The sequence below is a fragment of the Rhodoferax saidenbachensis genome, assembly GCF_001955715.1.
In the GTDB taxonomy this organism is placed as follows: Bacteria; Pseudomonadota; Gammaproteobacteria; order Burkholderiales; family Burkholderiaceae_C; genus Allorhodoferax; species Allorhodoferax saidenbachensis.
The window spans coordinates 942,300-967,455 of sequence record NZ_CP019239.1; the positions used below are offsets into that span (position 1 = coordinate 942,300).

Annotated in this window: 26 protein-coding genes and 1 pseudogene; 20 read left to right on the plus strand and 7 right to left on the minus strand. The window is 60.4% G+C overall.

Features of this window, described 5'->3' with window-relative positions; genetic code table 11:
• Positions 1 to 30: 30 nt before the first annotated feature.
• The 5 genes from RS694_RS04535 to ureA are packed head-to-tail and all read right to left on the minus strand — an operon-like array spanning position 31 to position 3,475.
• Positions 31 to 489 carry a GNAT family N-acetyltransferase gene (locus RS694_RS04535; RefSeq protein ID WP_029705523.1) on the minus strand — a complete coding sequence of 153 codons (459 nt, stop codon included), beginning with the start codon at positions 487 to 489 and terminating at the stop codon, positions 31 to 33.
• A 4-nt stretch (positions 490 to 493) separates the two neighbouring features.
• Complete coding sequence (gene ureC, locus RS694_RS04540; protein ID WP_029705522.1) at positions 494 to 2,212, minus strand: urease subunit alpha; 1,719 nt, start codon at positions 2,210 to 2,212, stop codon at positions 494 to 496.
• Positions 2,212 to 2,541, minus strand: coding sequence for an urease subunit beta (locus RS694_RS04545; RefSeq protein WP_029705521.1), 330 nt, complete (start codon positions 2,539 to 2,541; stop codon positions 2,212 to 2,214). The genes ureC and RS694_RS04545 overlap by 1 nt, the downstream gene beginning before the upstream one ends.
• A gap of 14 nt (positions 2,542 to 2,555) precedes the next feature.
• Positions 2,556 to 3,149 (minus strand): HupE/UreJ family protein, encoded by a 594-nt coding sequence (locus RS694_RS04550; RefSeq protein WP_029705519.1) that lies wholly within the window; start codon positions 3,147 to 3,149, stop codon positions 2,556 to 2,558.
• A 23-nt stretch (positions 3,150 to 3,172) separates the two neighbouring features.
• Positions 3,173 to 3,475, minus strand: coding sequence for an urease subunit gamma (ureA, locus tag RS694_RS04555; protein WP_029705516.1), 303 nt, complete (start codon positions 3,473 to 3,475; stop codon positions 3,173 to 3,175).
• A 195-nt stretch (positions 3,476 to 3,670) separates the two neighbouring features.
• On the opposite strand from ureA, the gene RS694_RS04560 reads away from it, so the two are divergent.
• The 14 genes and pseudogenes from RS694_RS04560 to RS694_RS20760 form a co-directional block, all read left to right on the plus strand.
• Positions 3,671 to 7,243: a hybrid sensor histidine kinase/response regulator gene (locus RS694_RS04560; protein ID WP_037246286.1), complete on the plus strand. Its 3,573-nt coding sequence runs from the start codon at positions 3,671 to 3,673 to the stop codon at positions 7,241 to 7,243.
• Positions 7,224 to 8,246 carry a response regulator transcription factor gene (locus RS694_RS04565; protein ID WP_081708512.1) on the plus strand — a complete coding sequence of 341 codons (1,023 nt, stop codon included), beginning with the start codon at positions 7,224 to 7,226 and terminating at the stop codon, positions 8,244 to 8,246. Before RS694_RS04560 ends, RS694_RS04565 begins: the two co-directional genes overlap by 20 nt.
• 190 nt (positions 8,247 to 8,436) lie before the next feature.
• On the plus strand, positions 8,437 to 9,243 hold the full coding sequence (locus RS694_RS04570) for an SDR family NAD(P)-dependent oxidoreductase (protein WP_029705510.1): 807 nt from the start codon (positions 8,437 to 8,439) through the stop codon (positions 9,241 to 9,243).
• 272 nt (positions 9,244 to 9,515) lie between these two features.
• Positions 9,516 to 10,244 carry a substrate-binding periplasmic protein gene (locus tag RS694_RS04575; protein ID WP_029705509.1) on the plus strand — a complete coding sequence of 243 codons (729 nt, stop codon included), beginning with the start codon at positions 9,516 to 9,518 and terminating at the stop codon, positions 10,242 to 10,244.
• 30 nt (positions 10,245 to 10,274) lie between these two features.
• Positions 10,275 to 10,547: a VF530 family protein gene (locus RS694_RS04580; RefSeq protein WP_029705508.1), complete on the plus strand. Its 273-nt coding sequence runs from the start codon at positions 10,275 to 10,277 to the stop codon at positions 10,545 to 10,547.
• 122 nt (positions 10,548 to 10,669) lie between these two features.
• Entirely contained in the window at positions 10,670 to 11,248 is a 579-nt protein-coding gene (locus tag RS694_RS04585) for a cytochrome b (protein WP_029705506.1), read from the plus strand.
• 61 nt (positions 11,249 to 11,309) lie between these two features.
• On the plus strand, positions 11,310 to 11,882 hold the full coding sequence (locus RS694_RS04590; protein ID WP_029705505.1) for a YceI family protein: 573 nt from the start codon (positions 11,310 to 11,312) through the stop codon (positions 11,880 to 11,882).
• Positions 11,883 to 12,051: 169 nt separating this feature from the next.
• Complete coding sequence (locus RS694_RS04595; protein ID WP_029705504.1) at positions 12,052 to 12,624, plus strand: YceI family protein; 573 nt, start codon at positions 12,052 to 12,054, stop codon at positions 12,622 to 12,624.
• A gap of 177 nt (positions 12,625 to 12,801) precedes the next feature.
• Positions 12,802 to 13,440, plus strand: a complete 639-nt coding sequence (locus RS694_RS04600; RefSeq protein WP_029705503.1) for an ABC transporter ATP-binding protein — start codon at positions 12,802 to 12,804, stop codon at positions 13,438 to 13,440.
• A 19-nt stretch (positions 13,441 to 13,459) separates the two neighbouring features.
• Positions 13,460 to 14,263 (plus strand): DODA-type extradiol aromatic ring-opening family dioxygenase, encoded by an 804-nt coding sequence (locus RS694_RS04605; protein WP_029705502.1) that lies wholly within the window; start codon positions 13,460 to 13,462, stop codon positions 14,261 to 14,263.
• Between the two features lie 390 nt (positions 14,264 to 14,653).
• Complete coding sequence (locus tag RS694_RS20415) at positions 14,654 to 15,181, plus strand: hypothetical protein (RefSeq protein WP_152528742.1); 528 nt, start codon at positions 14,654 to 14,656, stop codon at positions 15,179 to 15,181.
• Between the two features lie 96 nt (positions 15,182 to 15,277).
• Positions 15,278 to 15,523 (plus strand): hypothetical protein, encoded by a 246-nt coding sequence (locus RS694_RS04615; protein WP_029705500.1) that lies wholly within the window; start codon positions 15,278 to 15,280, stop codon positions 15,521 to 15,523.
• A 183-nt stretch (positions 15,524 to 15,706) separates the two neighbouring features.
• Positions 15,707 to 16,027: an immunity protein Imm33 domain-containing protein gene (locus RS694_RS04620; protein WP_037246262.1), complete on the plus strand. Its 321-nt coding sequence runs from the start codon at positions 15,707 to 15,709 to the stop codon at positions 16,025 to 16,027.
• A gap of 83 nt (positions 16,028 to 16,110) precedes the next feature.
• Positions 16,111 to 16,368 (plus strand): annotated as a pseudogene (locus RS694_RS20760) (IS21 family transposase); the annotation flags it as partial.
• A gap of 944 nt (positions 16,369 to 17,312) precedes the next feature.
• Here RS694_RS20760 and RS694_RS04630 read toward each other — a convergent pair.
• Positions 17,313 to 18,086: an SDR family NAD(P)-dependent oxidoreductase gene (locus RS694_RS04630; protein ID WP_029705497.1), complete on the minus strand. Its 774-nt coding sequence runs from the start codon at positions 18,084 to 18,086 to the stop codon at positions 17,313 to 17,315.
• Between the two features lie 101 nt (positions 18,087 to 18,187).
• Here RS694_RS04630 and RS694_RS04635 point away from each other — a divergent pair, with 101 nt between their 5' ends.
• Entirely contained in the window at positions 18,188 to 19,096 is a 909-nt protein-coding gene (locus tag RS694_RS04635) for a LysR family transcriptional regulator (RefSeq protein WP_029705496.1), read from the plus strand.
• Positions 19,097 to 19,158: 62 nt separating this feature from the next.
• Here RS694_RS04635 and RS694_RS04640 read toward each other — a convergent pair whose 3' ends face one another.
• Entirely contained in the window at positions 19,159 to 19,467 is a 309-nt protein-coding gene (locus tag RS694_RS04640; RefSeq protein WP_051391639.1) for a hypothetical protein, read from the minus strand.
• Between the two features lie 365 nt (positions 19,468 to 19,832).
• Between RS694_RS04640 and RS694_RS04645 the strand changes: the two genes are divergently transcribed.
• From RS694_RS04645 to urtD, 5 genes are all read left to right on the plus strand, one after another.
• Positions 19,833 to 20,021 carry a hypothetical protein gene (locus tag RS694_RS04645; protein ID WP_029705492.1) on the plus strand — a complete coding sequence of 63 codons (189 nt, stop codon included), beginning with the start codon at positions 19,833 to 19,835 and terminating at the stop codon, positions 20,019 to 20,021.
• Between the two features lie 175 nt (positions 20,022 to 20,196).
• A complete protein-coding gene (gene urtA / locus RS694_RS04650; protein WP_029705490.1) occupies positions 20,197 to 21,471 on the plus strand; it encodes an urea ABC transporter substrate-binding protein in 1,275 nt (424 codons plus the stop codon).
• Positions 21,472 to 21,578: 107 nt separating this feature from the next.
• Entirely contained in the window at positions 21,579 to 23,159 is a 1,581-nt protein-coding gene (gene urtB / locus RS694_RS04655; RefSeq protein ID WP_029705489.1) for an urea ABC transporter permease subunit UrtB, read from the plus strand.
• Positions 23,156 to 24,271, plus strand: a complete 1,116-nt coding sequence (gene urtC / locus RS694_RS04660; RefSeq protein WP_029705487.1) for an urea ABC transporter permease subunit UrtC — start codon at positions 23,156 to 23,158, stop codon at positions 24,269 to 24,271. Before urtB ends, urtC begins: the two co-directional genes overlap by 4 nt.
• Positions 24,268 to 25,149 carry an urea ABC transporter ATP-binding protein UrtD gene (gene urtD, locus RS694_RS04665; RefSeq protein ID WP_029705486.1) on the plus strand — a complete coding sequence of 294 codons (882 nt, stop codon included), beginning with the start codon at positions 24,268 to 24,270 and terminating at the stop codon, positions 25,147 to 25,149. The genes urtC and urtD overlap by 4 nt, the downstream gene beginning before the upstream one ends.
• The last annotated feature ends 7 nt before the right edge of the window (positions 25,150 to 25,156 follow it).

Genomic DNA, 25,156 nt, shown 5'->3' on the forward strand with positions numbered 1-25,156 from the left:
TGGCGCAGGCCGCCTTCCGTCTATGGAGCGCTACTGGAGTTGCCTGGTCATGAACACGCTGTAAGGGTCCAGCACATAACCCTCAAAGGGGTCGCACTCTTCAAAGCCCACGTCGCGGTACAACGCGCGTGCGGCGGCAAAGGCGTCGGGTGTTCCGGTTTCCAGGCTCATACGCGCAAAGCCGTTGGCCTGTGCCTCAGCGAGCAAGTGGGTCAATATGGCCCGGGCAACGCCCTTGCGCTGGTGCGCGTAGGCGGTGCGCATGGATTTTAGCTCCACGTGTTGTGCATCCAGGCGCTTGAGGGCGCCGCAGCCCAGCAGGTCTTCACCGTCCCATGCGGTCCAGAACGCAATGCCGGGGCCACGCAGGCTTTCTACATCGAGGGCGTGCACGCTTTCTGGCGGGGAGTGTGAACGGCTGCTGCGCAAGTGCTCTTCCAGTAGGGCCAGCACTTGGGGGTGTTGCAGATCGTCCCGTACAAACCGCATGGACTCAGAACAGGAAGTAGCGCTGTGCCAGAGGCAGGCTGACTGCCGGCTCACAGGTCAGCAACTGGCCATCGGCGCGCACGCTATAGGTCTGCGCGTCAATCTCCATCACTGGCAGATAGCTGTTGTGAATCATGTGCTGCTTGCGGATGCTGCGGATGTTCTTCACGGCGGTGACGTTCTTGGCCAGGCCGAAGCGTTCTTTCACACCGGCGTTCAAACCGGCCTGCGAGACAAACGTGAACGAGCCTTTGGCCAGTGCGCCGCCATACGCACCAAACATTGGGCGGTAATGCACGGGTTGGGGCGTGGGGATGGACGCATTCGGGTCGCCCATCGCGGCGAAGGCGATGAATCCACCCTTCAAAATAAGTGCGGGTTTGGCGGCGAAGAACGCCGGTTTCCAGACCACCAGGTCAGCCCACTTGCCCACTTCGATGCTGCCGACTTCGTGGCTGATGCCGTGGGCGATGGCGGGGTTGATGGTGTATTTGGCGACGTAGCGTTTGGCGCGGAAGTTGTCGTTGCGCGGGCTGTCTTCGGGCAGCGTGCCGCGCTGCGCCTTCATCTTGTGCGCCGTCTGCCACGTGCGGATGATGACCTCACCGACACGGCCCATGGCCTGGCTGTCGCTGCTCATCATGCTGATGGCGCCCATGTCGTGCAGGATGTCTTCTGCCGCAATGGTTTCCTTGCGGATGCGGCTCTCGGCAAACGCCAGATCTTCGGCAATGCCCGCGTCCAGGTGGTGGCAGACCATCAGCATGTCCACGTGTTCGTCCAGCGTGTTCACGGTGTACGGCATGGTCGGGTTCGTGGAGCTGGGCAAGAAATTCGCCTGGCCCACAACGCGCAGGATGTCGGGGGCGTGACCGCCACCAGCACCTTCGGTGTGGAAGGCGCACAGGCCACGGCCCTTGGTCGCTTCAATCGTGTTTTCGACAAAGCCAGATTCGTTGAGCGTGTCGGAGTGGATTGCCACCTGGATGTCGGCCTCGTCGGCCACGTCCAGGCAATTGCTGATGGCGGCAGGCGTCGTGCCCCAGTCTTCGTGCAGCTTCAGGCCAATGACGCCTGCGTTGACTTGTTCGTGCAGCGCGGCGGGCAAAGACGCATTGCCCTTGCCCAGAAAACCCAGGTTCATGGGGAATGCATCGGCCGCTTGCAGCATGCGTTCGATGTTCCACGGGCCTGGTGTGGATGTCGTGGCAAACGTGCCGGTTGCCGGGCCGGTACCGCCGCCCAGCATCGTGGTCACGCCACTGGCCAGCGCTTCTTCGATTTGCTGTGGGCAGATGAAATGGATGTGGCTGTCGATGCCGCCGGCGGTGACGATATTGCCTTCGCAACTGATCACTTCTGTGCCAGGGCCGATGATGATGTCTACGCCCGGTTGGGTGTCGGGGTTGCCCGCTTTGCCGATGGCGACGATGCGGCCGCCCTTGAGGCCGATGTCAGCCTTGACGATGCCCCAGTGGTCCAGGATCAACGCGTTGGTCATCACGCAATCGACCGCGCCCTCGTAGCGGGTGCGCTGGCTCTGTGCCATGCCGTCGCGAATCGTCTTGCCACCGCCAAACTTCACTTCTTCACCATAGCTGCCGGCGGCCAGCGTGTAGTCTTTTTCGACTTCAATGATCAGCCCGGTGTCGGCCAGGCGCACGCGGTCACCGACCGTGGGGCCAAAGATTTCCGCGTAGGCGCGGCGTCCAATCGTTGCCATTACAGTTTTCCCTTGACGTTTGCGTCAACCGGTCCATTAACGAGGCCACGAAAGCCATAAACGATGCGGTCACCAGAGAAATCTACCAGTTCCACGGTGCGTTGCTGCCCCGGCTCAAAACGCACAGCCGAGCCGGACGCGATGTTCAGGCGCATGCCCTGCGCAGCGGCGCGGTCAAAGCCCAGCGCGCCATTGGTCTCGGCAAAGTGGTAATGCGAGCCGACCTGGATCGGGCGGTCTGCGGTGTTTTGCACCACCACGGTCAGGGTGCGGCGGCCGGTGTTGAGGGCGTGCTCGCCTTCGTCGGTGAGGATTTCGCCGGGGGTCATAGTGGCGCTTTCTTTCAGAGCTGACTGAACAGGTACAGACCCGTGAACCCGAGGAGGGTTCCCAGGCCACCCAATACGGTGGCACTGCGTTCTGCCAGAAAACGGCGAATGCTCAGGCCCATGCCTACGCCACTGATGTGCAGTACGCCCGTGGTCAGCAGGAAACCAGCGGCGTAGCCTGCGAAACCCGTTTCGGGTGTCTCCGCGCCATGGGCCAAACCATGGAGTGACGCCGCCACGGCGATCAGCCCCAAGCCGAACACCTTGGGCATGGGCTTGGCAGCCAGGACGAGCATGGCGCCGAACAGTACGACTGACAGGGCAATCGCGTGCTCCAGGAACGGCAACGTCACGCCACTGGCACCCAAAACCGCGCTAGCCACCAGCGCCAGCATAAAAGTGGCAGGCCCCTGCCACACCTTGTTGGCGGGCAGCGCACTGACCGACCAGACCCCCACGGCCAGCATGGCCAGCAAATGGTCTAGTCCGAAAGGATGGGTAAGGCCCTCCATCAAGCTATGGGTTCCATGGCCGGTATGGGCTCTGGCGCTCGCAGATATTGCGCAAGCAGCTATCAAAAACAGAGCAGATCGATTGGGGGTACGCATGAAAAGTCTCCGAAAAATCGTTTTTAAACAATCGGTTGGTGCACGGTGACCAGCTTGGTGCCGTCGGGGAAGGTGGCTTCGACCTGGATGTCCGGGATCATCTCGGCGATGCCGTCCATCACGTCGGCGCGGGTCAGTACCGCGCGGCCTTCGCTCATGAGCTGGGCGACCGTTTTGCCGTCACGCGCGCCTTCCATCACAGCAGCGCTGATCAGGGCGATGGCTTCGGGGTAGTTGAGCTTGAGCCCACGCGCCTTGCGGCGTTCGGCCAGCAGGCCGGCGGTGAAGATCAGCAGCTTGTCTTTTTCACGCGGTGTTAGTTCCATAAGTATTCAGCGCGTGCGGTTGCCCGATCACGCGGAGTCAGTTCCATTTTTTCGTTTCACTCAAACATTTAGCGCGTGCGGCCGCAAAGGCCGGCCGAACACGGGGTGTTAGTTCCATAAATCAATACTAAGCAAGCCCCGTGCCCTGTGGAATACGCCACTCGCCGTAGGCGGCCCGGGCCGGTGGCATGGAATCTGCACGGTTGCGGTGTGAACGCCGAATTGCCCCCGCCACCCTCCCTCGATCCCCCGGCCCAGCGGGTGATCAAGATCCGGCGCGACTACAACACCTGGGTGGCCAGCGAAACCATGGAAGACTACGCGCTGCGCTTCACGCCGCAGCGCTTTCGCAAGTGGTCTGAATGGCGCGTGGCCAACACCGCGTTTGGTGCAGCGTCGTTCCTGATTCTGGAGGCCGTGGGCGCCACCTTGCTGGTGCAGTACGGCTTTGCCAACGCCTTCTGGGCCATCTTGGCCACGGGGCTGGTGATCTTCCTTGCCGGTCTGCCCATCAGTGTTTATGCCGCTCGGTATGGCGTGGACATGGATTTGCTGACCCGCGGCGCCGGGTTTGGCTACATCGGCTCCACCATCACCTCGCTGATCTACGCCTCGTTCACCTTTATCTTCTTTGCGCTGGAGGCCGCCGTCATGGCCTATGCGCTGGAGCTGGCGCTGGACATTCCGCCGACCTGGGGCTACCTGATCTGTGCGGTGGTGGTGATACCGCTGGTGACACACGGCGTCTCAGCCATCAGCCAGTTGCAGATCTGGACGCAGCCGCTGTGGCTTTTGATGCTGGTGGTGCCGTTTGGCTATGTTTTGGTGCGTGATCCACAGGCGTTTGCAGGAATTACGCACTACGCAGGTGAATCCGGTATGGGTAATGTGTTTAACGTGCACCTGTTTGGTGCCGCTTTGACTGTGGGCATTGCCCTGATCACCCAAATGGGCGAGCAGGCCGACTACCTGCGTTTCATGCCCGTCAAGACCGCGCAGAACCGCGGCCGCTGGTGGCTGGGCGTGCTGGTGGGCGGGCCGGGGTGGGTGATTCTGGGCGTGATCAAGATGCTGGGCGGCGCCTTTCTGGCCTACCTGGCCATCAGCCACAGCGTGCCCACAGACCGCGCGGTGGACCCGAACCAGATGTACCTGGCGGCGTATGAGTATGTGTTCCCCACGCTCGGCTGGGCGGTGGCGGCGACGGCCTTGTTTGTGGTGATCTCGCAGCTCAAGATCAATGTGACCAACGCCTATGCAGGGTCGCTCGCCTGGAGCAACTTTTTCTCGCGCCTCACGCACAGCCATCCGGGCCGGGTGGTGTGGGTGGTGTTCAACTGCCTGATCGCCTTCATGCTGATGGAGATGAATGTGTTCCAGGCGCTGGGCGATGTGCTGGGCCTGTACTCCAACATCGCCATCGCCTGGATCATGGCGGTGGTGGCGGATCTGGTGATCAACAAGCCGCTGGGCCTGTCGCCCAAGGGGATCGAGTTCAAGCGCGCCCACCTGTATGACATCAACCCCGTGGGTGTTGGCGCCATGGCGCTGGCGTCGGTGTTGTCCATCGCGTCGTATCTGGGAATGTTTGGGCCGACCGCACAGGCGTTCTCTGCCGTCGTCGCGCTGGTCACGGCGATGATCACCTCGCCTGCGATTGCCTGGGCGACCAAAGGCCGGTACTACATTGCGCGCACATCCGATATTTCCGTTCGCCCTGAATCTGTCGAAGGGTTGGCTGGAGCTTCGCCACTTCGACAAGCTCAGGACAGGCCAGGCTCCGCCCGAACGGAGGGTGATGGTGTCTACGCGCGTTTGTCATCCCGTCACTGTGTGATCTGCGAGCGCGAGTACGAAGGGCCTGACATGGCACATTGCCCTGCCTACCAGGGGCCTATCTGTTCGCTGTGCTGCACGCTGGACGCGCGTTGTGGCGATGCCTGCAAACCGCACGCAGCCCTGTCGGCGCAGTGGTCCGCCACCTTGCGCTGGTTGCTACCGCGCCGCACCTGGCCGTACCTGGACACGGGGCTGGGGCATTTCATTTTGCTCATGCTCATCATCGTCCCCATGTTGCTCACCGTGTTTGGCATGTTCTACCGCCAGGAGCTGTCGGCATGGGTGGGTATGCCCGAAGGGCAGGCGGCGCTGCGTGTCGCCTTGCAGTCGGGTTTTTCCAAGGCCTTTGCCGCACTGTTGTTGATGTCCGGCATCGTGGCCTGGTGGCTGGTGCTTGCGCACAAGAGCCGCCAGGTGGCGCAGGAAGAGTCGAACCGGCAAACCCATTTGCTGATGCGCGAAATTGAGTCGCACCGCCAAACGGACGAAGCCTTGCAGCAAGCCAAGCAGGCGGCCGAGCAGGCCAACCAGGCCAAGAGCCGCTACATCAGCGCCATCAGCCATGAGCTGCGCACACCGCTCAACAGCATCCTGGGCTACGCCCAGCTCATGGGGGAAGATGCCTCCATCCCCGCGCACCGCAAACAGGCGGTGGGCGTGATCAAGCGGGGTGGTGAACATTTGCTGTCGTTGATCGAAGGCACGCTCGATATGGCGCACATCGAATCCGGCAAGCTCACACTGAACGTCAAACCGATGCGGTTTGCCGATGGCATGCACGAGATCGCCAGCATGTTCGAACTGCAGGCATCCGATAAGGGACTGGCGTTTACCTACGAGGTGCGCGGCAGTATTCCCGACGCCGTGCGCGCCGACGAAAAACGCGTGCGCCAGATTGTGTTCAACCTGCTGGGCAACGCCATCAAGTTCACGCAGACCGGTGGCGTGACTCTGCGCCTGCGCTACGCGCGCGAGATGGCGCATATTGAAATTGTGGACACCGGGCCCGGCATGTCGGCGCAAGAGCTGGAGCGCATTTTTGAGCCCTTCACACGCGGTGATAGCGCTGCCACCGGACCGGCGGGCACCACGGGCTCGGGCCTGGGCCTGACCATTGCCAAGATGCTGACCGACCTGATGGGCGGTGAACTCACCGCGACCAGCACGCCGGGGCAGGGCTCCATATTCCAGGTGCGCCTGTTTCTGCCGGAGCTGCGGGGCCTGCCCGCTGGTGCATCCGGACGCGGCGCGGTGCAGCCCGTGCCGGTGCGCCGCGGCTATGCCGGTGTACGCCGCAAGGTTCTGGTGGTGGACAACGAAGAGGCCGACCGCGAGCTGCTGGTACAACTGCTCACGCCGCTGGGGTTTGAAGTGCGCACCGCCGCCAGTGGCCATGACTGCCTCGATCTACTCGCCGCAGGCCTGCTGCCTGACGCACTGCTGCTGGACCTGGCGATGCCCGGCATCGACGGCTGGGAAACCCTGCGCCGCGTGCGCGCGCTGGGACTGGACGCCGTGCAGGTGGCCATCGTCTCGGCCAATGCCTTTGACCGTGGGCTGGACAACGACCTGGGCCTGCCGCCTGAAGATTTCATCGTCAAACCCGTGCGCCACACCGAGCTGCTGGACTGGCTGGAGCGCAAGCTGGAGCTGGTCTGGCTCGATACCCCGGTCGTTGCACCGCCGGTGGCCCCGGCGCCTGTGATTACTGCACTGCGTGCGCCGCCGCGCAGCGCGCTGGTGGCACTGCAGGAGCTGGTACGCCTGGGCTACTACCGCGGTGTGATGAACCAGCTCGACACCATTACCAGCACCCACCCCGACTGCGCCGCGTTCAGCGCGGCCATGGAGAAACTGGCGCGCCAGTACCAGTTTGAAACCATGCTTGTACAACTGCAGAAAGCCCTGGATGAAACCCCCATCCATTGACCCCTCCCAATTGGACAACACGCTCGACCGCGAGTCCTTGAATGGCACCCTGGACCGTGCCAATAGCGATGTGGTGCTGATCGTTGACGACGTGCCCGACAACCTGGCCGTGTTGCACGACGCGCTGGACGAATCGGGCTACACCGTGCTGGTCGCCACCTCGGGCGAGACGGCACTGGCCCGCGCCGCCCAGGCGCTGCCCGACATCGTTTTGCTCGACGCCATGATGCCCGGCATGGATGGTTTTGAAGTAGCGCGCCGCCTCAAGGCCAATGCCCAGACTGCGCACATTCCCATCATTTTCATGACCGGCCTGACCGAGACCGAACACCTGGTGGCGGCGTTGGAGTCCGGTGGTGTGGACTATGTGACCAAGCCCATCAAACCCAAGGAGGTGATGGCGCGTATGGCGGTGCACCTGCAAGGCGCACGCGAACGCCGCCAGACGCGCAGCGCGCTGGACGCCTTTGGTTACGCCACCATCACCGTGCGCGCGAGCGACGGCTGCCTGATGTGGCAAACCCCGCTGGCGCGTGACCTGCTGGAGCGCTACTGCGGCACCCACGCACCGCACACACCCAGCGCAGTGCGCGAATGGCTCACCCAATGTGTGCGCGGCATGGACCATGCTGAGCCCCCCAAACTCACCATCGAGCGCGGCGCCACACGCCTGACCTTTCGCCTGCACCAACGCACCGGCGACAGCGACGGCATTCTGGAGGGCGGCGACTGGCTCATCGTGATGCGTGAGGTGTCGGACACCGCTGTCATCGAAGCCATGAGCCTGTCTTTCAAACTCACAGCCAAAGAGGCCGAGGTGTTGTACTGGGTGGTCAAGGGCAAGACCAACAAGGACATTGGCGACATCCTGGGCAGCAGCCCGATGACGGTCAAGAAACACCTGGAGCGTGTGTTTGTGAAACTGGGTGTCGAGACCCGCACGGCCGCAGCCGGTGCGGCCATGGGGCGCATTCGGCAGTTGCATCCGCAGTTTGAGGGCTGACCGGTAATGCACCACTGAACAAACACGTCCGTTCGGGCTGAGCCTGTCGAAGCCTTCAACAAGATGACGATTTGCAGGGCTGCGTTTCGCCCTTCGTCAAGCTCAGGACAGGCCAAGCTCAACGCGAACGGACGCAATCCGTAGAGCCTTCGACGATCTGTGATTGAATCCTCTTCTCAGGAGGATTCTTATGCCATCGGCTGCCACTTCCCGCCCCATTGCCCTGATAACCGGCGCCTCGTCCGGCATTGGCGAAGCGCTCGCCCAGTGTTTTGCCGAGGCGGGACACGACCTCGTGCTGGTGGCGCGCAGTGCCGACAAGCTGCAGGCGCTGGCCGCGCAGTTGGAAGCCAAACACGCCATTCATGTACTGGTGTTGCCCAGCGATTTGTCCGACCCTGCCGCCGCAGAACAACTGGCCGCGACCTGCAAACGCCGCAAGCGCGTGCCCGATGTGCTGGTCAATTGCGCGGGTGTGCTGGAGCAAAAGCCGTTTGTGCAAATGAAGCCCGGCGCGCACCAGTCCATCATCAACCTCAACATTTCCGCCGTGACAGCCATGGCGTCGCACTTTTTGCCACTGATGGTGGCGCGTGGCTCGGGGCGGTTGCTCAATGTGGCGTCCATTGCGGCCTTCCAACCCATTCCGCTGCTGGCCACCTACGCAGCCAGCAAGGCCTACGTGTTGTCACTCACCGAATCCCTGTCCGAAGAACTCAAGGGCACCGGCGTGACCGCAACCGCGCTGTGCCCCGGCATCACCGCTACACAGATGCTCAGCAGCGCTACGCAGGCCAATGCCCGGTTGTCCCAGTTGCCCGGCTTTCTGGTCGGTGATGTGCAGGATGTGGCGCGCCAGGGCATGGACGCCTGCCTGCGCGGAGATGTGGTATGTATTCCGGGCATCGTCAACCGTGCGGCCATGCTGGCCTCGCGCGGCACACCCAAATGGCTCATGCGCCGCGTGAGCGGCATGCTGGCACGCAGAAGCACATGAGTGATCCCACAATACCCCCATCACCGAGCGGACCTGGGAGAACGTGAGGAAGTGCGCCGCCGCCTGAGGGCGTGTGTTGGATGGGGTTCCGGCGTACCATGCGTGGACCCGGGAAGCTAGGGTTCTGTTCTTGGCCCCTGCCACCCAGGAGTAAGCAAATGAGCGCAATTTGTTTCTTTCGCACTTCCGCTGCCAGAGCCATCCAGCGTTTGACCTTGCGGTGTCTGAGGCGCGGTTTATGGTTGGTGTGCCTTGCTCCATGGAGTGTCTCTATGGTGGGCGCGCAAACGTTAGTGCTGGCGGCGGCGGACAGTGTTCCGACGGCCTACGTTGAACACGGGAAACAAACCGGCCTGCTGGTCGACGTCATCACCGAAGTATTCAAACGGATCGGTTACCCGGTTGACATCGCCATCATGCCCTGGGCGCGTTGCCTTGCGGAGGCCAAGGCGGGCAGGATAGATGGCATTTTTTCGGTGTACCAGACACGGGAGCGCCAGGAGTTTTTGACCTATGCAGACGAGGTGTTGATCACCCAGGTTCAGGCCCTCTTTGTGCGCAAAGATTCGGCCATCACCTTTGACGGTGATCTGAGCAAGCTTTCAGAGCTTCGCCTTGGGATCATCAACCAGACAAGTTATGGCCCCCGTCTTGACGCGGCGTTGGAAAGAGGCGTGTTCAAGAGGGTGGATGTTGCGAATAGTGTGTCGGCCAGTCTGAACAAGCTGTTGCATGACCGCATTGATCTGATCCCGTCCTATCGCCACGTCGCGCTCGACTCGGCCAGAACGATGGGTGCAGCCGGATCCGTCAAGGAGTTGACTCCGGCGATTGAGGCCATCCCCAGTTATCTGGCATTCAGCAATAAAAAGGATTACGCGAAAGTCATTGGTGCCTACAACCAGGCACTGCGTGCGATGAAAAAAGACGGTACATATGACGCCATCTTCAACAAATATCTGGTCGGTGAGGTGCGCAGGACGAATCCTGATGTGCCATGAATGGACGCCGACCACTGCGACAATCGAACCATGAATGACGATTCGCCCAAACCTGCCCCCGCCGCCAAGCAAGCCAACAACCCCTTGCACGGCAAAACACTGGAGGCCATCGTGACCGAGCTGGCCGACTTTTATGGCTGGGATGGACTGGGCGAGCGCGTGCCGGTGCGCTGCTTCACCTTTGAGCCCAGCGTGGGCTCCAGCCTCAAGTTTTTGCGCAAAACCCCCTGGGCGCGCGAGAAGGTGGAGGGGCTGTATTTGTTCATGCTGCGCGAAATGCGCCGTTCGGGGCGCCAGGGCTGACCGTTCGTCGTTTTTCTCTCTGAAAAGCCATGGTTTGGGGAACTTGGTCGTTCACATATTTTGAAACGAACATTCAATCCAATTCAAAATAGAACAAGCCTGTGGCCCCTAGACTTGCGGCCATGGCCACCGTAACTCCTTCCCCCTCCCAAGCCCCCACGCACCGCTACAGCCACACGGCCATCGTGCTGCACTGGGTGCTGGCGCTGGCCATCCTGGGCCTGTTTGGCGTGGGGCTGTACATGACCAGCTTGCCGTTTTCGCCAGCCCGGCTCAAGCTCTACAACTGGCATAAGTGGGCCGGTATCACCATCCTCACGCTGTCGGCGCTGCGCCTGTTGTGGCGCCTCACGCACCGCCCGCCGGCGCTGCCCGATCCGATTGCAGACGCCATGCCTGCGTGGCAGCGCTGGGCGCACCACGGCACCCACTACGGGCTGTACGCACTGTTCTTCCTGGTTCCGCTGATCGGCTGGGCTTACAGCTCGGCGGCTGGTTTCCCCATCGTGGTGTTTGGCGTGTTGCCGCTGCCCGACTTTGTGCCGGTGGACAAGGCACTCGCAGAAATGATCAAGCCTTTTCATGAACTAAGTGCGTTTGCTTTGGTCGGACTGGCTGGTCTGCACATGGCCGCGGCGCTCAAGCACCAGTGGATTGACAAGGATGGCCTGCTCAAACGCATGCTACCCGGTCGCCATTGACATGACCTGAGCGCCGATACAACACACGTAACGCATTGCTACTTTTTAAACAGGAATCTTCATGTCCGTCTCCCGTATTCTTTTGTCTGCCTTGGTAGCCACTTCGGCCTTCACCAGCACGCTCGCAATGGCCCAGCAAAAACTCGTGCCCGCCCAGAGCGAAATCGTGTTTGTGACCAAACAAATGGGAGTGCCCGTGGAAGGCCGCTTCAAGAAGTTTGATGCACAGATTGCGTTTGACCCCGCCAAGCCCGACACCAGCAAGATCGCTTTCACCGTAGACATCGCCAGCGCCACGCTGGGTGTGCCCGAGAGTGACGCCGAACTGCCACGCCCCAACTGGTTCAACACTGCCAAGTTCCCGCAAGCTACCTTCCAATCCACCGCCGTCAAAGGCCTGGGTGGCGGCAAGTTTGAAGTGGCTGGCAAGCTCGCTATCAAGGGTGCCAGCCGCGATGTTGTGGTGCCTGTGGCGCTGACACAAAGCGGCGCCACCACCACCGTCACCGGTACCTTCGCGCTCAAGCGTCTGGCCTTCAAGATTGGCGAAAACGAGTGGGCCGACACCTCCATGGTGGCCGACGACGTGCAAGTCAAATTCAAGCTCGCGCTGACTGGCGTGGGCAAGCTCTAAACAGCGCTGAAGAATTACCTCCGTTCGGCCTGAACAGGCCGTTGTGTTCAACAAGCCCCTGATTTTTGAGGGCTGCGTTGTGACCCGTACAACACGAACGGACGTATTCGGCAAAGCTCCAGGTTCTTCCGTTTCTTTTTTCCACCATCCCGCAAATCAGGAGTTTTCCATGCGTACATCCCTCATCGCCGCCGCTCTGGCACTTTCCGCTTTCGCCGGTGCTGCCAGCGCCCAGTCTGCGACCTACAACCTGGACCCGTCGCACACCTTCCCCCGTTTCTCGTACAGCCACTTCGGCCTGTCCACCCAGCAAAGCCGCTTCAACAACACGACCGGCACCGTGACCTTTGACAAGGCCGCCAAGACCGGCGCCGTGGACGTGGTGATCGACATGAAGGCCGTGGACACCGGCTTCACCCCCTTCAACGGCCACATCCAGGGCGAAGATTTCCTGGACACCGCCAAGTTCCCCACCGCGACCTTCAAGTCCACCAAGGTGGTGTTTGACGGTGACAAGCCCGCCAGCGTGGACGGCAACCTGACCATCAAGGGTGTGACTAAGCCCGTGACCCTGAAGATCGTGAACTTCGTGACCACCGTCCACCCCATGATGAAGAAGGACGTGATCGGCGCGGAAGCCACCACCACCATCAAGCGCACCGATTTCGGCGCTGGCAAGTTCGCACCGTACGTGGGTGACGACGTGACCATCACCATTGCGCTGGAAGCCATCAAGCAGTAAACCCGCGGCCCTGTGCCCCGACAGGAAAGCCAGCCCGCGGGCTGGCTTTTTTATGGGGATTTGGTGCCAAATTGGCACCTGGCCCTCGTGGATATTGCGCAAGCAGCTCCTGTATTCATAGCAAAATAGAGTCCCCAAATTCCACGTTCCTATCCGTTTTCTGCCACCATGTCGGCCATGTCTTCTGCCATATCCCTCGCACCCATCGCGCAGGCCCGCGCATTGCGCTGGGCGCCTGCAGGTTCACCTGTGCTGGACCTGCCCGCGCTGCAGATCCCGCCCGGCGTGAGCTGGGTGGGTGGTGGGGAAGGGCGGGGCAAAAGCAGCCTGTTGCGCTGCCTGGCCGGTGACTTGCTGCTGCCCGGCAGCAGCCTGCAGATTGGCAACACGGTGCTGGCCACCACGCCTGCGGCTTACCGCGCGCAGGTGTTCTGGATAGACCCGCGCACTAGCGCGCACGACCAGGTGCGCGGCGTGGATTTTCTGGACCGCACAGCCGCGCATTACCCGGGTTGGGACGCCGCGTTGTTGGCCGACCTGACGGAGGCGCTGGACCTCACGCCGCATCTGGAGAAGCCGCTGTACATGCTGTCCACCGGCTCCAAGCGCAAGGTCTGGCTGGTCGCGGCGCTGGCCTCGGGCGCAGCGCTCACGCTGCTGGACGAACCGTTTGCCGCTGTGGACAAAACCTCCATCCGCTGCGTGCTGGATTTTTTGCAGGAGGCGGCCACACACACCAGCCGCGCCTGGGTGCTCGCCGACTACGAGGCCCCACGCGGTGTGCCCCTGGCGCTGACCATCGACCTGGGTGATTGAATTTTTTGAGGAGACCCGTATGTCCCAACGCCTTCCCACCTATTTCATCTCGCACGGCGGCGGCCCCTGGCCGTGGATGCCTGACATGGCGGCTGCCATGCAGCCGCTGTCCCATTCGCTGAGTGATATTCCGCGCCAACTGGGGCAAACCCCCAAGGCCGTTCTGATGGTTACGGCCCACTGGGAAGAACGCGCCTTCACGCTGGGTACGAACCCGCAGCCGGGCATGGTCTATGACTACGGCGGCTTTCCGCCCCACACCTACAAGATCGTTTATCCCGCACCGGGCGCACCTGCGCTGGCACAGCGGGTGCAGGGCCTGCTGGAAGCGGCTGGCATTCCCGTTGCGCAGGACGCGCAGCGTGGTTACGACCACGGCACCTTTGTACCGCTGGCCGTGATGTACCCCGAGGCCCAGGTGCCGGTGCTGCAGATGTCTTTGCGTGCCGGGCTGGAACCGGCGGAACACCTGGCGCTGGGCCGTGCACTGGCGCCGCTGCGTGACGAGGGCGTGTTGATCGTGGGCAGTGGGCTGAGTTACCACAACCTGCGCGCATTCGGCCGTGCCGGTCAGGCGCCGTCGCAGGCCTTTGATGCCTGGCTGCAGGCCGCGCTGGTGGCAGCGCCCGCAGAGCGCACCCAGCATCTGCTGGACTGGGAGCAGGCCCCGGCCGCACGCCAGTGCCACCCGCGTGAGGAGCACTTGCTGCCCCTCATGGTGGCGGTGGGCGCGGCGGAGGCTGACACCGCCAGTTGCGTCTACCACGAGGACGCGATTTTTGGCGGCGTGACGGCATCGAGTTTCCGTTTTGATGCGGCTTAGTTGCTGCATACGTGGGTGGTGTGAGGCTGGTGCTTGACGCTTGGCGATATGACGCGTTGAGCGGTGAGTTTTTTGGCTGGCAGTACGCGACCCAAAGCGGAGGTAGATGACTTCAGATTTACCGCCGGATAGCAGACATTCAGAAATAGTGAACTAGGTGGGTACGATGGACAGCCGATATGCGGCGGAAGCAGTCGTTCGCGGATTCACCCGAATGGGGGATATTCAGGGCCTGACTGAATCGCCAATCGGGGTTGGCAGGCTGCGAGGTTTGTCGCTATTTTTATGAGAGCAGCCTGCGCAGGCTGGATATGGGGTAATGCCAATTTTGCTAGACCAAACTCCCACGTTATCCCGCAGTGCTTTGCGGTACAAATTACGTTAGACATCATGTTTCTGCGATACAAGATCAGCGATGCTAGACGTTGGCTCCGTGCAAGTTTTTTGTTTGTGGCTGTAACCGGAATTGCGCACGCTCAACCAGCCAATTCCGCTTCGAGCCAACTCATTGCAGATCGTGGACAAACGGGGTTACTGAAAATCGGAATGCCATTGGCATCGCTGGAGCACATTCTTGGCAAAAAGGTGCAACTCCACCCAGCCGGAAATAATCAGACTGGGGCTATGCTCGAGGCCAGTGATCTTGGACCAATAGGTATTCAAACTCTTTACGGCGTTCCGGTTGAAGGGGTTGATGTCTTCTTTGTGGGAAGCTCTCGGAAAAAGCTTGAAATTGCGATGTTCGCTCTTGTGCTGCCGTGCTCTGCACTTGTTCGATTGGATGAGCAAATTCAACTACAAACCGGTACAAAACAGCGTACGCCTGCAGGTCTGGCATATAGCGTTTCCAAGAATGGTCGATATGCATTTCAACTTCAAGACAAACCTTCCTGCAACTTCTGGATACGCCATGTCTAGCCAGTCGGCCCACGCGGACATACAGCAGCAGGTTGCCGCTGCGCGGCTCTTGCTGCGTGCCGGTGGCCTCCAACGTTATATGTCAGCGAACTGCCCATGAGCACGACGTCGTCCGAACTGCTGAACATCATGTCGGTCCGCCTGTCCATGATTGAATCTGGGGTAACGAACCCGCATCCAGTTGTCGTAGGAGCAACGAGGCTTTTGGTTGAGCGGCTCAATGCACTGCCGCCTGGCGAAGCCGTTCAAATTACCTACACAGAAAATCCTCTGCATGCCAAGTACATCAGGCAGAGCACAGGTGAAGTTCTTGCCGAGATACAGCTACCCCATGACATATAACCTTTTGCTGTAGCGGACGGCTTCTCCGCCCGCTGAGCGCGAACGTTAACGACTGCTTTGAAGCACAGTGAAAGTCGGCTTTCAGTCTGTAGGAGCCTCGGCTCTGGGGCGGAAGCGGTCGTTCAAAGAATCACCCGTTTGGGGGATATTTAAATAGCAGGAATGGGTAGAGAATCCGCCTCAATGCATCCAAAGTCAATTCAGTCAATTTGCGAATTCAACGGCCTAGAGCCAGTTGTCCCCGACGGTCTATCTAAGCTAGGTATCGCACTGGGTACGCTGGGACTGACACCTATCAACGGTTTGCGGCTTCCTTTTGACGGCGAGACCTGCGGGTGGTATCTGTGGTGTGGTGGGGAGCCATCTAAGGCCGAAGATTTCTATTCGCCGCTTCACGTTCAGCACATTGACAAATACCTGCCGAAAGCTCGTGAATATCTTGCCCTTCCGCCTGGATACCGCTTTCTTATCGACGACAAGGTGTTGAATTCCGTCGAAATCTGACCCACTTAGGACAGTAATTTCCATTCAAAACTGACCCACGTAGGACCTACCCTGCTAGTTTTTAAAGCGGGGGGAATTTAGGAGTGATAAACGTGGCGACATTGAATGTCATCAGGCGTTGGGCATTGCGAGAAAACATGTCCATCCGCGAGATTTCCAGGCGTACAGGCATGGCTCGCAACACCGTAAAGAAGTACCTGCGATCAGATGAGACTGAGCCCACCTACGCAAAGCGGGTGAGCTCAAGCAAGCTCGATCCATTTGCCGAGAAGCTGGCCATCTGGCTCGGAATGGAGGCAACTAAATCGCGGAAACAGCGGCGCAATTTGAAGCAGATCTACACACTCACGGGTCATCTCTGGCGCTTGCCCATTCTGTGGTTGCCATTGCTAGGCGCTGCGTACTCCCGCGCCAAAGAGTATTCATGCGATCGTCATGGACGTGCCTGCTGCGAGACCGCCGAATCTGCTGCACGGGCTTTGCTTGTCTTGGGCGCTGGCCCACGCAGGGTGCACGCCATGGACATCAATGCATACGCACGACAAATCACATACAGCATTGGTTTTTGGGCCTCGTTCCACGAAATCATCAATGGCTATCCGTGGCTGACAAAGCGTGTTTCCATGGTCGTAAACAAGGATGTGGCGGTTCCAAAACGCAATCCGTTCGCCTACATACTTGGCGTTTTTGTCCCTTACGGTGGGGCATCGGGTGGCGGCGCCGGGTTTATCGTGCTAGTGGCCATCATTGGCATACTTGCAGCAGTGGCCTTGCCCGCCTATCAGGAATACACGGATAAGGCGACTGTGAGTCAGGCATGGTTGCAAGCTGCCCCAACCCGATCCAAGCTCGCCGATTTTTACGCCCAACGGAAAGAAATACCAACCTTTGAGGAAGCTGGAACGTCAGATACTTTGTCCGATGGTACGCATATGTCCCTCAATCCTGAAAGCATGGTTGTAGAAGTTCCCACCAAGGTTGGCGTTCTGAACATGGTTCCCAAGGTTTCATCAAGCGCACCCAATGGAATCGTTTGGGAGTGCCATGCCGGCGATGGTATGAAACCTACGGCGCTGCCTAAAGCGTGCTCCAAATCACCATGAACTGTGTGGGGCTGTGGCTGATTTCACTCTCATCAGATCGTAGGTAGTTCTTCACTGTGTTGCTTCGACCGGTTGGATCTACCGCCCCAAGCTGCCCAAGCTTGGATGCTTAGCCGCAAGCACAGCGGCCGTACCGGACCGCTGTGCCACTCACCGGTGCACCATCAGCGCACTGCTGCAGCTTACAAAAACATACCGCCCGAGGCTTCAATGCGCTGGGCATTGACCCAGCGGTTGGCCGGTGTCAGCAGCGAGGCAATCATGGCGCCAATGTCGTCCGGCACACCGGTGCGGCCCAGCGCGGTGTTGCTGGCCACAAAGGCGTTGAGCTGGGCGTTGTCGCGCACGGCACCACCACCAAAGTCGGTCTCAATGGCGCCGGGTGCCACCACGTTCACGGCAATGCCGCGTGGGCCCAGTTCCTTGGCCATGTAACGCGTGAGTGTCTCGATCGCGCCCTTCATCGCACCGTAAGCCGCGTAGCCGGGCAGGGCAAAGCGGGCCAGTCCGCTGGACAAGTTGACGATGCGCCCGCCGTCGTTCATCAGGGGCAGCAGCTTTTGCGTCAGGAAAAACACGCCCTTCAGGTGGATGTTCATCAGCGTGTCGAATTGCGCCTCCGTCGTCTCCATCAGGCTGGCGTGCACGCCCACACCGGCGTTGTTCACTAGGTGGTCAAAACGTTCGCGCTGCCAGGTGGTGGCCAGCGCGGCTTTCACCTGCTCTGCAAAACCTGCAAAGCTGGCGCTGTCGCCGGTGTCGAGCTGCAGGGCCACGGCGCGGCGGCCCAAGGCGGTGATTTCGGCAACCACGGCCTGCGCTTCGGTGGCCTGGCTGCGGTAGGTGAGGATGACGTCGCTGCCGTTTTTGGCAATGTGCAGCGCGGTGTTTTTGCCCAGGCCACGGCTGCCGCCGGTGACGAGTGCGATGGGGGTGGTGTTGGTACTGGTAGACATGGTCGCTTCCTTGGTGGGTTGTTGATGGAAGCGAGTCTATTGGGCGGTTTGAATTTGATAAATATGCAAATAATGATTTTATTGTTTGTGATAATTGAACAATGAGTGCTCTGGACCGCATGTTGATCTTTACGCGCGTGGCCGAACTCGCCAGCTTTACGCAGGCGGCCGACGCACTGGGCCTGCCCAAGGCCAGCGTGTCCACCGCCGTGCAACAGCTGGAGGCCGAGTTGGGCACGCGCCTCTTGCACCGCACTACGCGCAAGGTGCAGCCGACGCAGGATGGCCAGGCGTTTTACGAGCGCTGCAAGGACTTGCTGGCCGATGTGGACGAGGTGCAAACCATGTTCCAGCAACAGGGCGTACAGAACCTGCGGGGCAGGGTGCGCATTGACATGAGTACCGGCATGGCGCGCAACGCCGTCATCCCGCGCCTGCCCGAGCTGCTGGCCCTGCACCCGCTCCTGGAGCTGGAAATCAGCAGCACCGAGCGCCGCGTGGACGTGGTGCGCGAGGGCTTTGACTGCGTGCTGCGTGTGGGCCCGGTGGGCGACACCAGCCTGATCGCGCGCCCGCTGCCACCTCTGCGCATGGTGAATGTGGTGAGCCCTGCCTACCTGCAGGCGCATGGCACGCCGCAAACATTGGCCGACCTGTCAAGCCATCACTTGGTGCACTACGCCAGCACCCTGGGCGCAAAGCCCGGCGGCTTTGACACCACCGAGAACGGCGAAGTTCGCAGCCTGCCCATGCAGGGCGCCATCACGGTGAACAACGCGGATGCCTATACCGCTGCCTGCCTGGCAGGCCTGGGGCTGATCCAGGCGCCGGCCGTGGGCGTCCACCTGCTACTTAAACAAGGCTTGTTGGTGGAAGTGTTGCCCGAGCACGTGGCGCCGCCCATGCCGCAGACCCTGCTGTATGCCAACCGGCGCAACCTGTCCAAGCGCGTGCGCGTGGTGATGGACTGGATGGCCGAGGTGGTGGGGGACTATGTGCGGACGGTATAAGTTGGCACCGTTTTAACCCCGTTCGCACTTGGGGAATGAGTGGGAACAGGCCCTAACCCGATTCAGGCGGTTTCGCTGCCGGTGGCTTGGCGGGATTTGACTTCCTGCGCCAGTGTGTCCGTAACATCTTCCAGCACTTTCACGGACTCGTTCAGGCGCTTTTCCAGCTCGTCGGTGCGTGCGATCGCTTGGCCCACATCGGCATGGCTCACGTCTTCCGGAATGCGGTTGTCCAGTACCGCGTGCACCACCCCTAGCTCTTCAGCAACGCCTTTGATGTCGTCTGTGGCTTGCTTTTGGGCATCCAGCGCGTCGGCAATGGCGTCAGGCTGGTTGTCTGCCTGTGGCTGTGCGCTTGGCGTAGTTGGCATATCGTGCTTGCTGGTTGGTGGGTAAAGACGAAGGGTTTGTCCGCAATGCGTACGGCATGGACGTGCCTGGCCCAGTATAGATGGCGGCGGCCTGTGTGGCCCCGCCCACACCCATGCCCTTGACCCTGCTGGATGCCAACCGGTGCAACCTGGCCCAGCGGGTGCGGGTGGTGATGGACTGGGTGGCCGGTGTGGTTAACACACATTTACAAGCCTTTTAGCCATCCAGCCCTTGCGGAGTATGCGCAAGCAGCTATAAAAAGAGTAGCATTTCAGGCGGGAAGGCAGCAACCAATCAGTAAGCGGGTGTCAACCGTGGCCGGTGCTGGCGGCTTAAAATGGCATCTATCTGTTGGAGACAAAAAATGAAGCGCGATAACGAGCCCAACGTCTGGCTCACCGTAGTGAAGTTGATAGTGGGTGCCGTGATTCTGATCGGCGGCGTCGGTGCGGCCCTGTATTACGTTTCCGAGCACCAGGGTGGCTTGCCCACACCCCCGGCCGACAAGTCCTGGGGCATCGCCAGCGACTCCCCCATCAACAGCAAACGCTGATCCACCGGCGCGCGCGGCCCGCGCCACGCTGGCTTTGCAGGTGGCATACGCCACTCGGCGTATTTGTGATCTCCCGGGTAATCCCTAGTATTGATTTGTCTGCAGCGAAACCCCGGAAACAGGGTTTGCAGCAGCGAAACAGTTCAGTCTTTACCCACTTGCCGGAGAAGCCCACATGCAAAGCCCCAACTCGCGTCGATTTACCCTGAAGGCACTTACTGCTGCCGTCGCCCTGACCACCCTGTCCGCCTTGCCAGCCTACGCGGCTGACACCATCAAGGTCGGTATCCTGCACAGCCTGTCCGGCACCATGGCCATTTCGGAAACCGTGTTGAAAGACACTGTGCTGATGGCGATTGACGAAATCAACGCCAAGGGCGGTATCCTGGGCAAGAAGCTCGAACCTGTGGTGGTCGATCCTGCGTCCAACTGGCCCCTGTTTGCTGAAAAGACCAAGCAACTGCTGACGCAAGACAAGGTGGACGTGATCTTCGGTTGCTGGACTTCGGTGTCTCGCAAGTCCGTATTGCCCGTGCTGGAAGAACTCAATGGCCTGCTGTTCTACCCCGTGCAGTACGAAGGTGAAGAGCTGTCCAAAAACGTGTTCTACACCGGTGCCGCGCCTAACCAGCAAGCCATTCCCGCTGTCGACTACCTGATGAGCAAAGAAGGCGGCGGCGCCAAGCGCTGGGTGCTGCTGGGTACTGACTATGTGTACCCACGTACCACCAACAAGATCCTGCGCGCCTACCTGAAGTCCAAGGGCGTGAAGGAAACCGACATTGACGAAAAATACACCCCCTTCGGCCACAGCGATTACCAAACCATCGTGGCTGACATCAAGAAGTTCTCCGCTGGTGGCAAGACCGCTGTGGTGTCCACCATCAATGGTGACTCCAATGTGCCTTTCTACAAGGAACTCGGCAACGCCGGCCTGAAGGCCAAGGACGTGCCCGTGGTGGCCTTCTCCGTGGGTGAAGAAGAGCTGCGCGGCGTGGACACCAAGCCTCTGGTCGGCCACCTGGCTGCCTGGAACTACTTCATGTCCATCAAGAACCCGACCAACACCGAGTTCATCAAGAAGTGGTCTGCTTATGCCAAGGCCAAGGGCATCGCTGGTCACAAGGACAAGCCTCTGACCAACGACCCGATGGAAGCGACTTACATCGGTATCAACATGTGGAAACAAGCGGTTGAGAAAGCCAAGTCCACCGACGTGGACAAGGTGATCGCTGCCATGGCTGGCCAGACTTTCAAGGCACCAAGCGGTATCGTTTCCAAGATGGACGAAAAGAACCACCACTTGCACAAGTCGGTGTTCATCGGCGAAATCAAGGCGGACGGCCAGTTCAACGTGGTGTGGAAGACACCGGGTCCTGTGAAGGCCAAGCCATGGTCTCCGTACATCGAAGGCAACGACAAGAAGCCTGATGAGCCAGCGAAGAAGTAAGGCTTAGGTAAAAAGAGGCCAGGTTTCCATGCCAGGCCTTGTCTTACCCAGCCGCCACAGCCACCTGGCCGTGGCGGCTTGTTCCATTCAACCGGAGAGATTGGCGTATGCCAAAGAGATTCATCCATCTGCTGCTATTTGCTACGCTTTTTATAGCTGCTAGCGCACATGCACTCACGGCCCAGGAGGCAAAAGCCATCACAACCGGCGAAAGTGACGACCGTGTGGCGGCACTGCAGGCAGCAGTGGCCAAGGCCGACGACAACACCGTGCGTTTTATCCAGGCGCTGTCGGATGACAGCGTGAAACTGGTGGGTGAGGTGCCCGTGATGGTGGTGGATGGCAAGGGGGTGGACCCCGTGACGCAGGCCGAGATCGCATTGCCCGAGACCGCCGAAGACGTGATGAACAACAACCGCATGCGCGGTGAACTGGACAATGCACTGGCTGCTGTGAAGCTACTGTCCAGTGACGTGGCGGTGCGCCGCGCCGCCGTGGCCACGCTGCAAGGCAATGTGGACATGGACAAACTGCCCCTGCTGGACAAGGCGCTGGCCGCCGAGACGGTGACCGATATCAAGGACCAACTGGCACTGTTGCGCGCATCGGCGCTGCTGTCCAGCGAAGACCCGGCTTTGCGCCTGGAAGCCGCCGCCCTGCTGGGTGACAGCGGCCTGGCTGCCACCAAGACCCTGCTGAGCGAACGCCTGCAGAGTGAGACCGAGAGCGTCGTAAAAGTGGCGTTGCAAAAAAGCCTGAGTGCGGTAGAGCGCCGCCTGGCCTGGGGCGACCGGCTGGGCGCCATGTTCAGCGGCATCAGCCTGGGTTCCATCCTGTTGCTCGTTGCACTGGGTCTGGCTATTACCTACGGACTGATGGGTGTGATCAACATGGCCCACGGCGAACTCATGATGATTGGCGCTTACGCCACCTATGTGGTGCAGGGCCTGTTCCAGAAATACCTGCCCGGCGCGTTTGACTGGTACCTGCTGGCCTCGGTGCCGGTGGCCTTTCTGGCGTCGGCCCTGGTGGGTGCGGCGCTGGAGCGCAGTGTGATCCGATTCCTCTATGGCCGCCCACTCGAAACCTTGTTGGCTACCTGGGGTATCAGCTTGATGCTGATGCAACTGGTGCGCACGATCTTTGGTGCGCAGAACGTGGGCGTGGAGAACCCGAGTTGGATGAGTGGTGGTGTGCAGGTGCTGGGCAATTTGTCCCTACCGTACAACCGACTGGTCATCGTCGGCTTCGCCTTTGCGGTGCTGCTGGGCGTGTGGTTCCTGATTGAAAAAACCCGGCTCGGATTGTTTGTGCGCGGTGTGACACAAAACCGCCCGATTGCGAGCTGTATGGGTGTGAACACGGCGCGCATTGATACCTACGCGTTTGCGTTGGGTTCGGGCATTGCGGGCTTGGCTGGTTGCGCGCTGAGCCAGGTGGGCAATGTGGGCCCCGACCTGGGACAAGGCTACATCGTAGATTCGTTCATGGTGGTGGTGCTGGGCGGTGTGGGCCAATTGGCCGGCACCGTGTACGCCGCGCTGGGCTTGGGCGTGCTCAACAAATTCCTGGAAGGCTGGACCGGCGCCGTGCTGGCCAAGATCGCCGTGCTGGTCTTCATCATCATCTTTATCCAGAAGCGTCCGCAAGGCATTTTTGCCATGAAGGGCCGGAGCGCAGAAGCATGAGTACCCCCGTTCCTATCCTCGTTCTTCCTACCCCGCAACCCCTGCTCACCCGCACCGGCTGGGGCGCCTGGCTGGCCGCATTGGTGGTTTTGTGTGCCCTGGTGCCCGTGTTGAATCTGTGGGTGCCTGAGGGCAGTGTGTTCCACCTGAGCGACTTTGCCGTAGCACTGACCGCCAAGATCATGTGTTACGCCATCTGCGCCATGTCCATGGGGCTCATCTGGGGCTACACCGGCATCCTGAGTCTGGGCCACGGCCTGTTCTTCGCGCTGGGTGGTTATGCCATGGGCATGTACCTGATGCGCCAGATCGGGCTGGATGGTAACTACAAGAGCGCGCTGCCCGACTTCATGGTGTTTCTAGACTGGAAAGAGCTGCCCTGGCACTGGGCGCTGTCGGACAGTTTTGTGGCCACGCTGTTTCTGGTGGTGGCGGTACCGGGGCTGGTGGCCTTTGTGTTTGGCTACTTCGCCTTCCGCTCGCGCATCAAGGGCGTGTATTTCTCCATCATCACCCAGGCCATGACCTTCGCCGCCATGCTGCTGTTCTTCCGCAACGAGACCGGGTTTGGTGGCAACAACGGCTTTACCGATTTCAAGCGCATCCTGGACATCCCGATTGCCACCACCAGCATGCGCATGACGCTGTTTGTGCTGACAGCCGCCGTGCTGCTGGGCTTCTTCTTGCTGTCCCGCTGGCTGGTGGGTAGCAAGTTTGGGCGTGTGCTGCAGGCTGTGCGGGATGCGGAAACCCGCGTCATGTTCAGCGGCTACAACCCCATCGGTTTCAAGCTCACCATCTGGACCATCTCGGCCATGATGTGTGGTGTGGCTGGTGCGCTGTATGTCACGCAGGTGGGCATCATCAACCCCAGCGAAATGAGCCCCGCCAACAGCATCGAGATTGCGATCTGGGCCGCAGTGGGTGGACGGGCCACGCTGATTGGGCCGGTCATCGGTGCTTTCATCGTCAACGGTGCCAAGAGCTGGCTCACTGTGACCTATCCCGAGTTCTGGCTGTACTTTTTGGGCGCACTGTTCATTGGCGTGACCCTGTTCCTTCCCGATGGAGTGGTAGGTTTGATCAAGAAACTCAAAGGGAGCAAAGCATGACTCCCGATCTGCTGGAACAAGGCGAAAAACGTATTCAGGCGCGCATGGCCGCGCTGGCGGCCCAGTCCGGGCAAACCGAATCCGGTGGCCGCGCCGCGGGCTTCTCGCGCGTGGCCAAGGCGGGTGAGGTGGATGTCACCCACGGCCGTATCTTGTACCTTGAAGACGTGAGCGTGAGCTTCGATGGCTTCAAGGCCATCAACAAACTCTCGCTGGACATTGCGCCCGGCGAGCTGCGTTGCATCATTGGCCCCAATGGCGCTGGCAAGACGACCATGATGGACATCATTACGGGCAAGACGCGGCCCGACTCGGGGACCGTGTTCTTTGGCAGCACCATCGATCTGTTGCGTTTCAAGGAGGCCGAGATTGCGCAGCTTGGCATTGGCCGCAAGTTCCAGAAGCCCACGGTGTTCGAGCAGCTCACGGTGTTTGAAAACCTGGAGCTCGCGCTCAAGACCAACAAGGGCGTGAAGGCCTCGATGTTCTTCAAGCTGGACTCGGCGCAAAGTGACCGCCTGGCGGAGATCCTGCACACCATCCACCTGGCCGACAGTGTGGGTCGCCTGGCCGGTAACCTGAGCCATGGTCAGAAGCAATGGCTGGAGATTGGCATGTTGCTCATGCAAGACCCCAAGCTGCTGCTGCTGGACGAACCCGTGGCTGGTATGACCGACGAGGAAACCGAGCGCACGGCTGAGCTGTTTCTCACGCTCAAAGGCAAACACTCGCTCATGGTGGTGGAGCACGACATGAGTTTCATCCGCACCATCAGCGACATCGTTACCGTGCTGTGCGACGGCTCGGTGCTGGCGCAGGGCACGCTGGACCAGGTGCAGTCGGACGAGCGCGTGATCGAGGTGTATTTGGGAAGGTAGCGTGCAG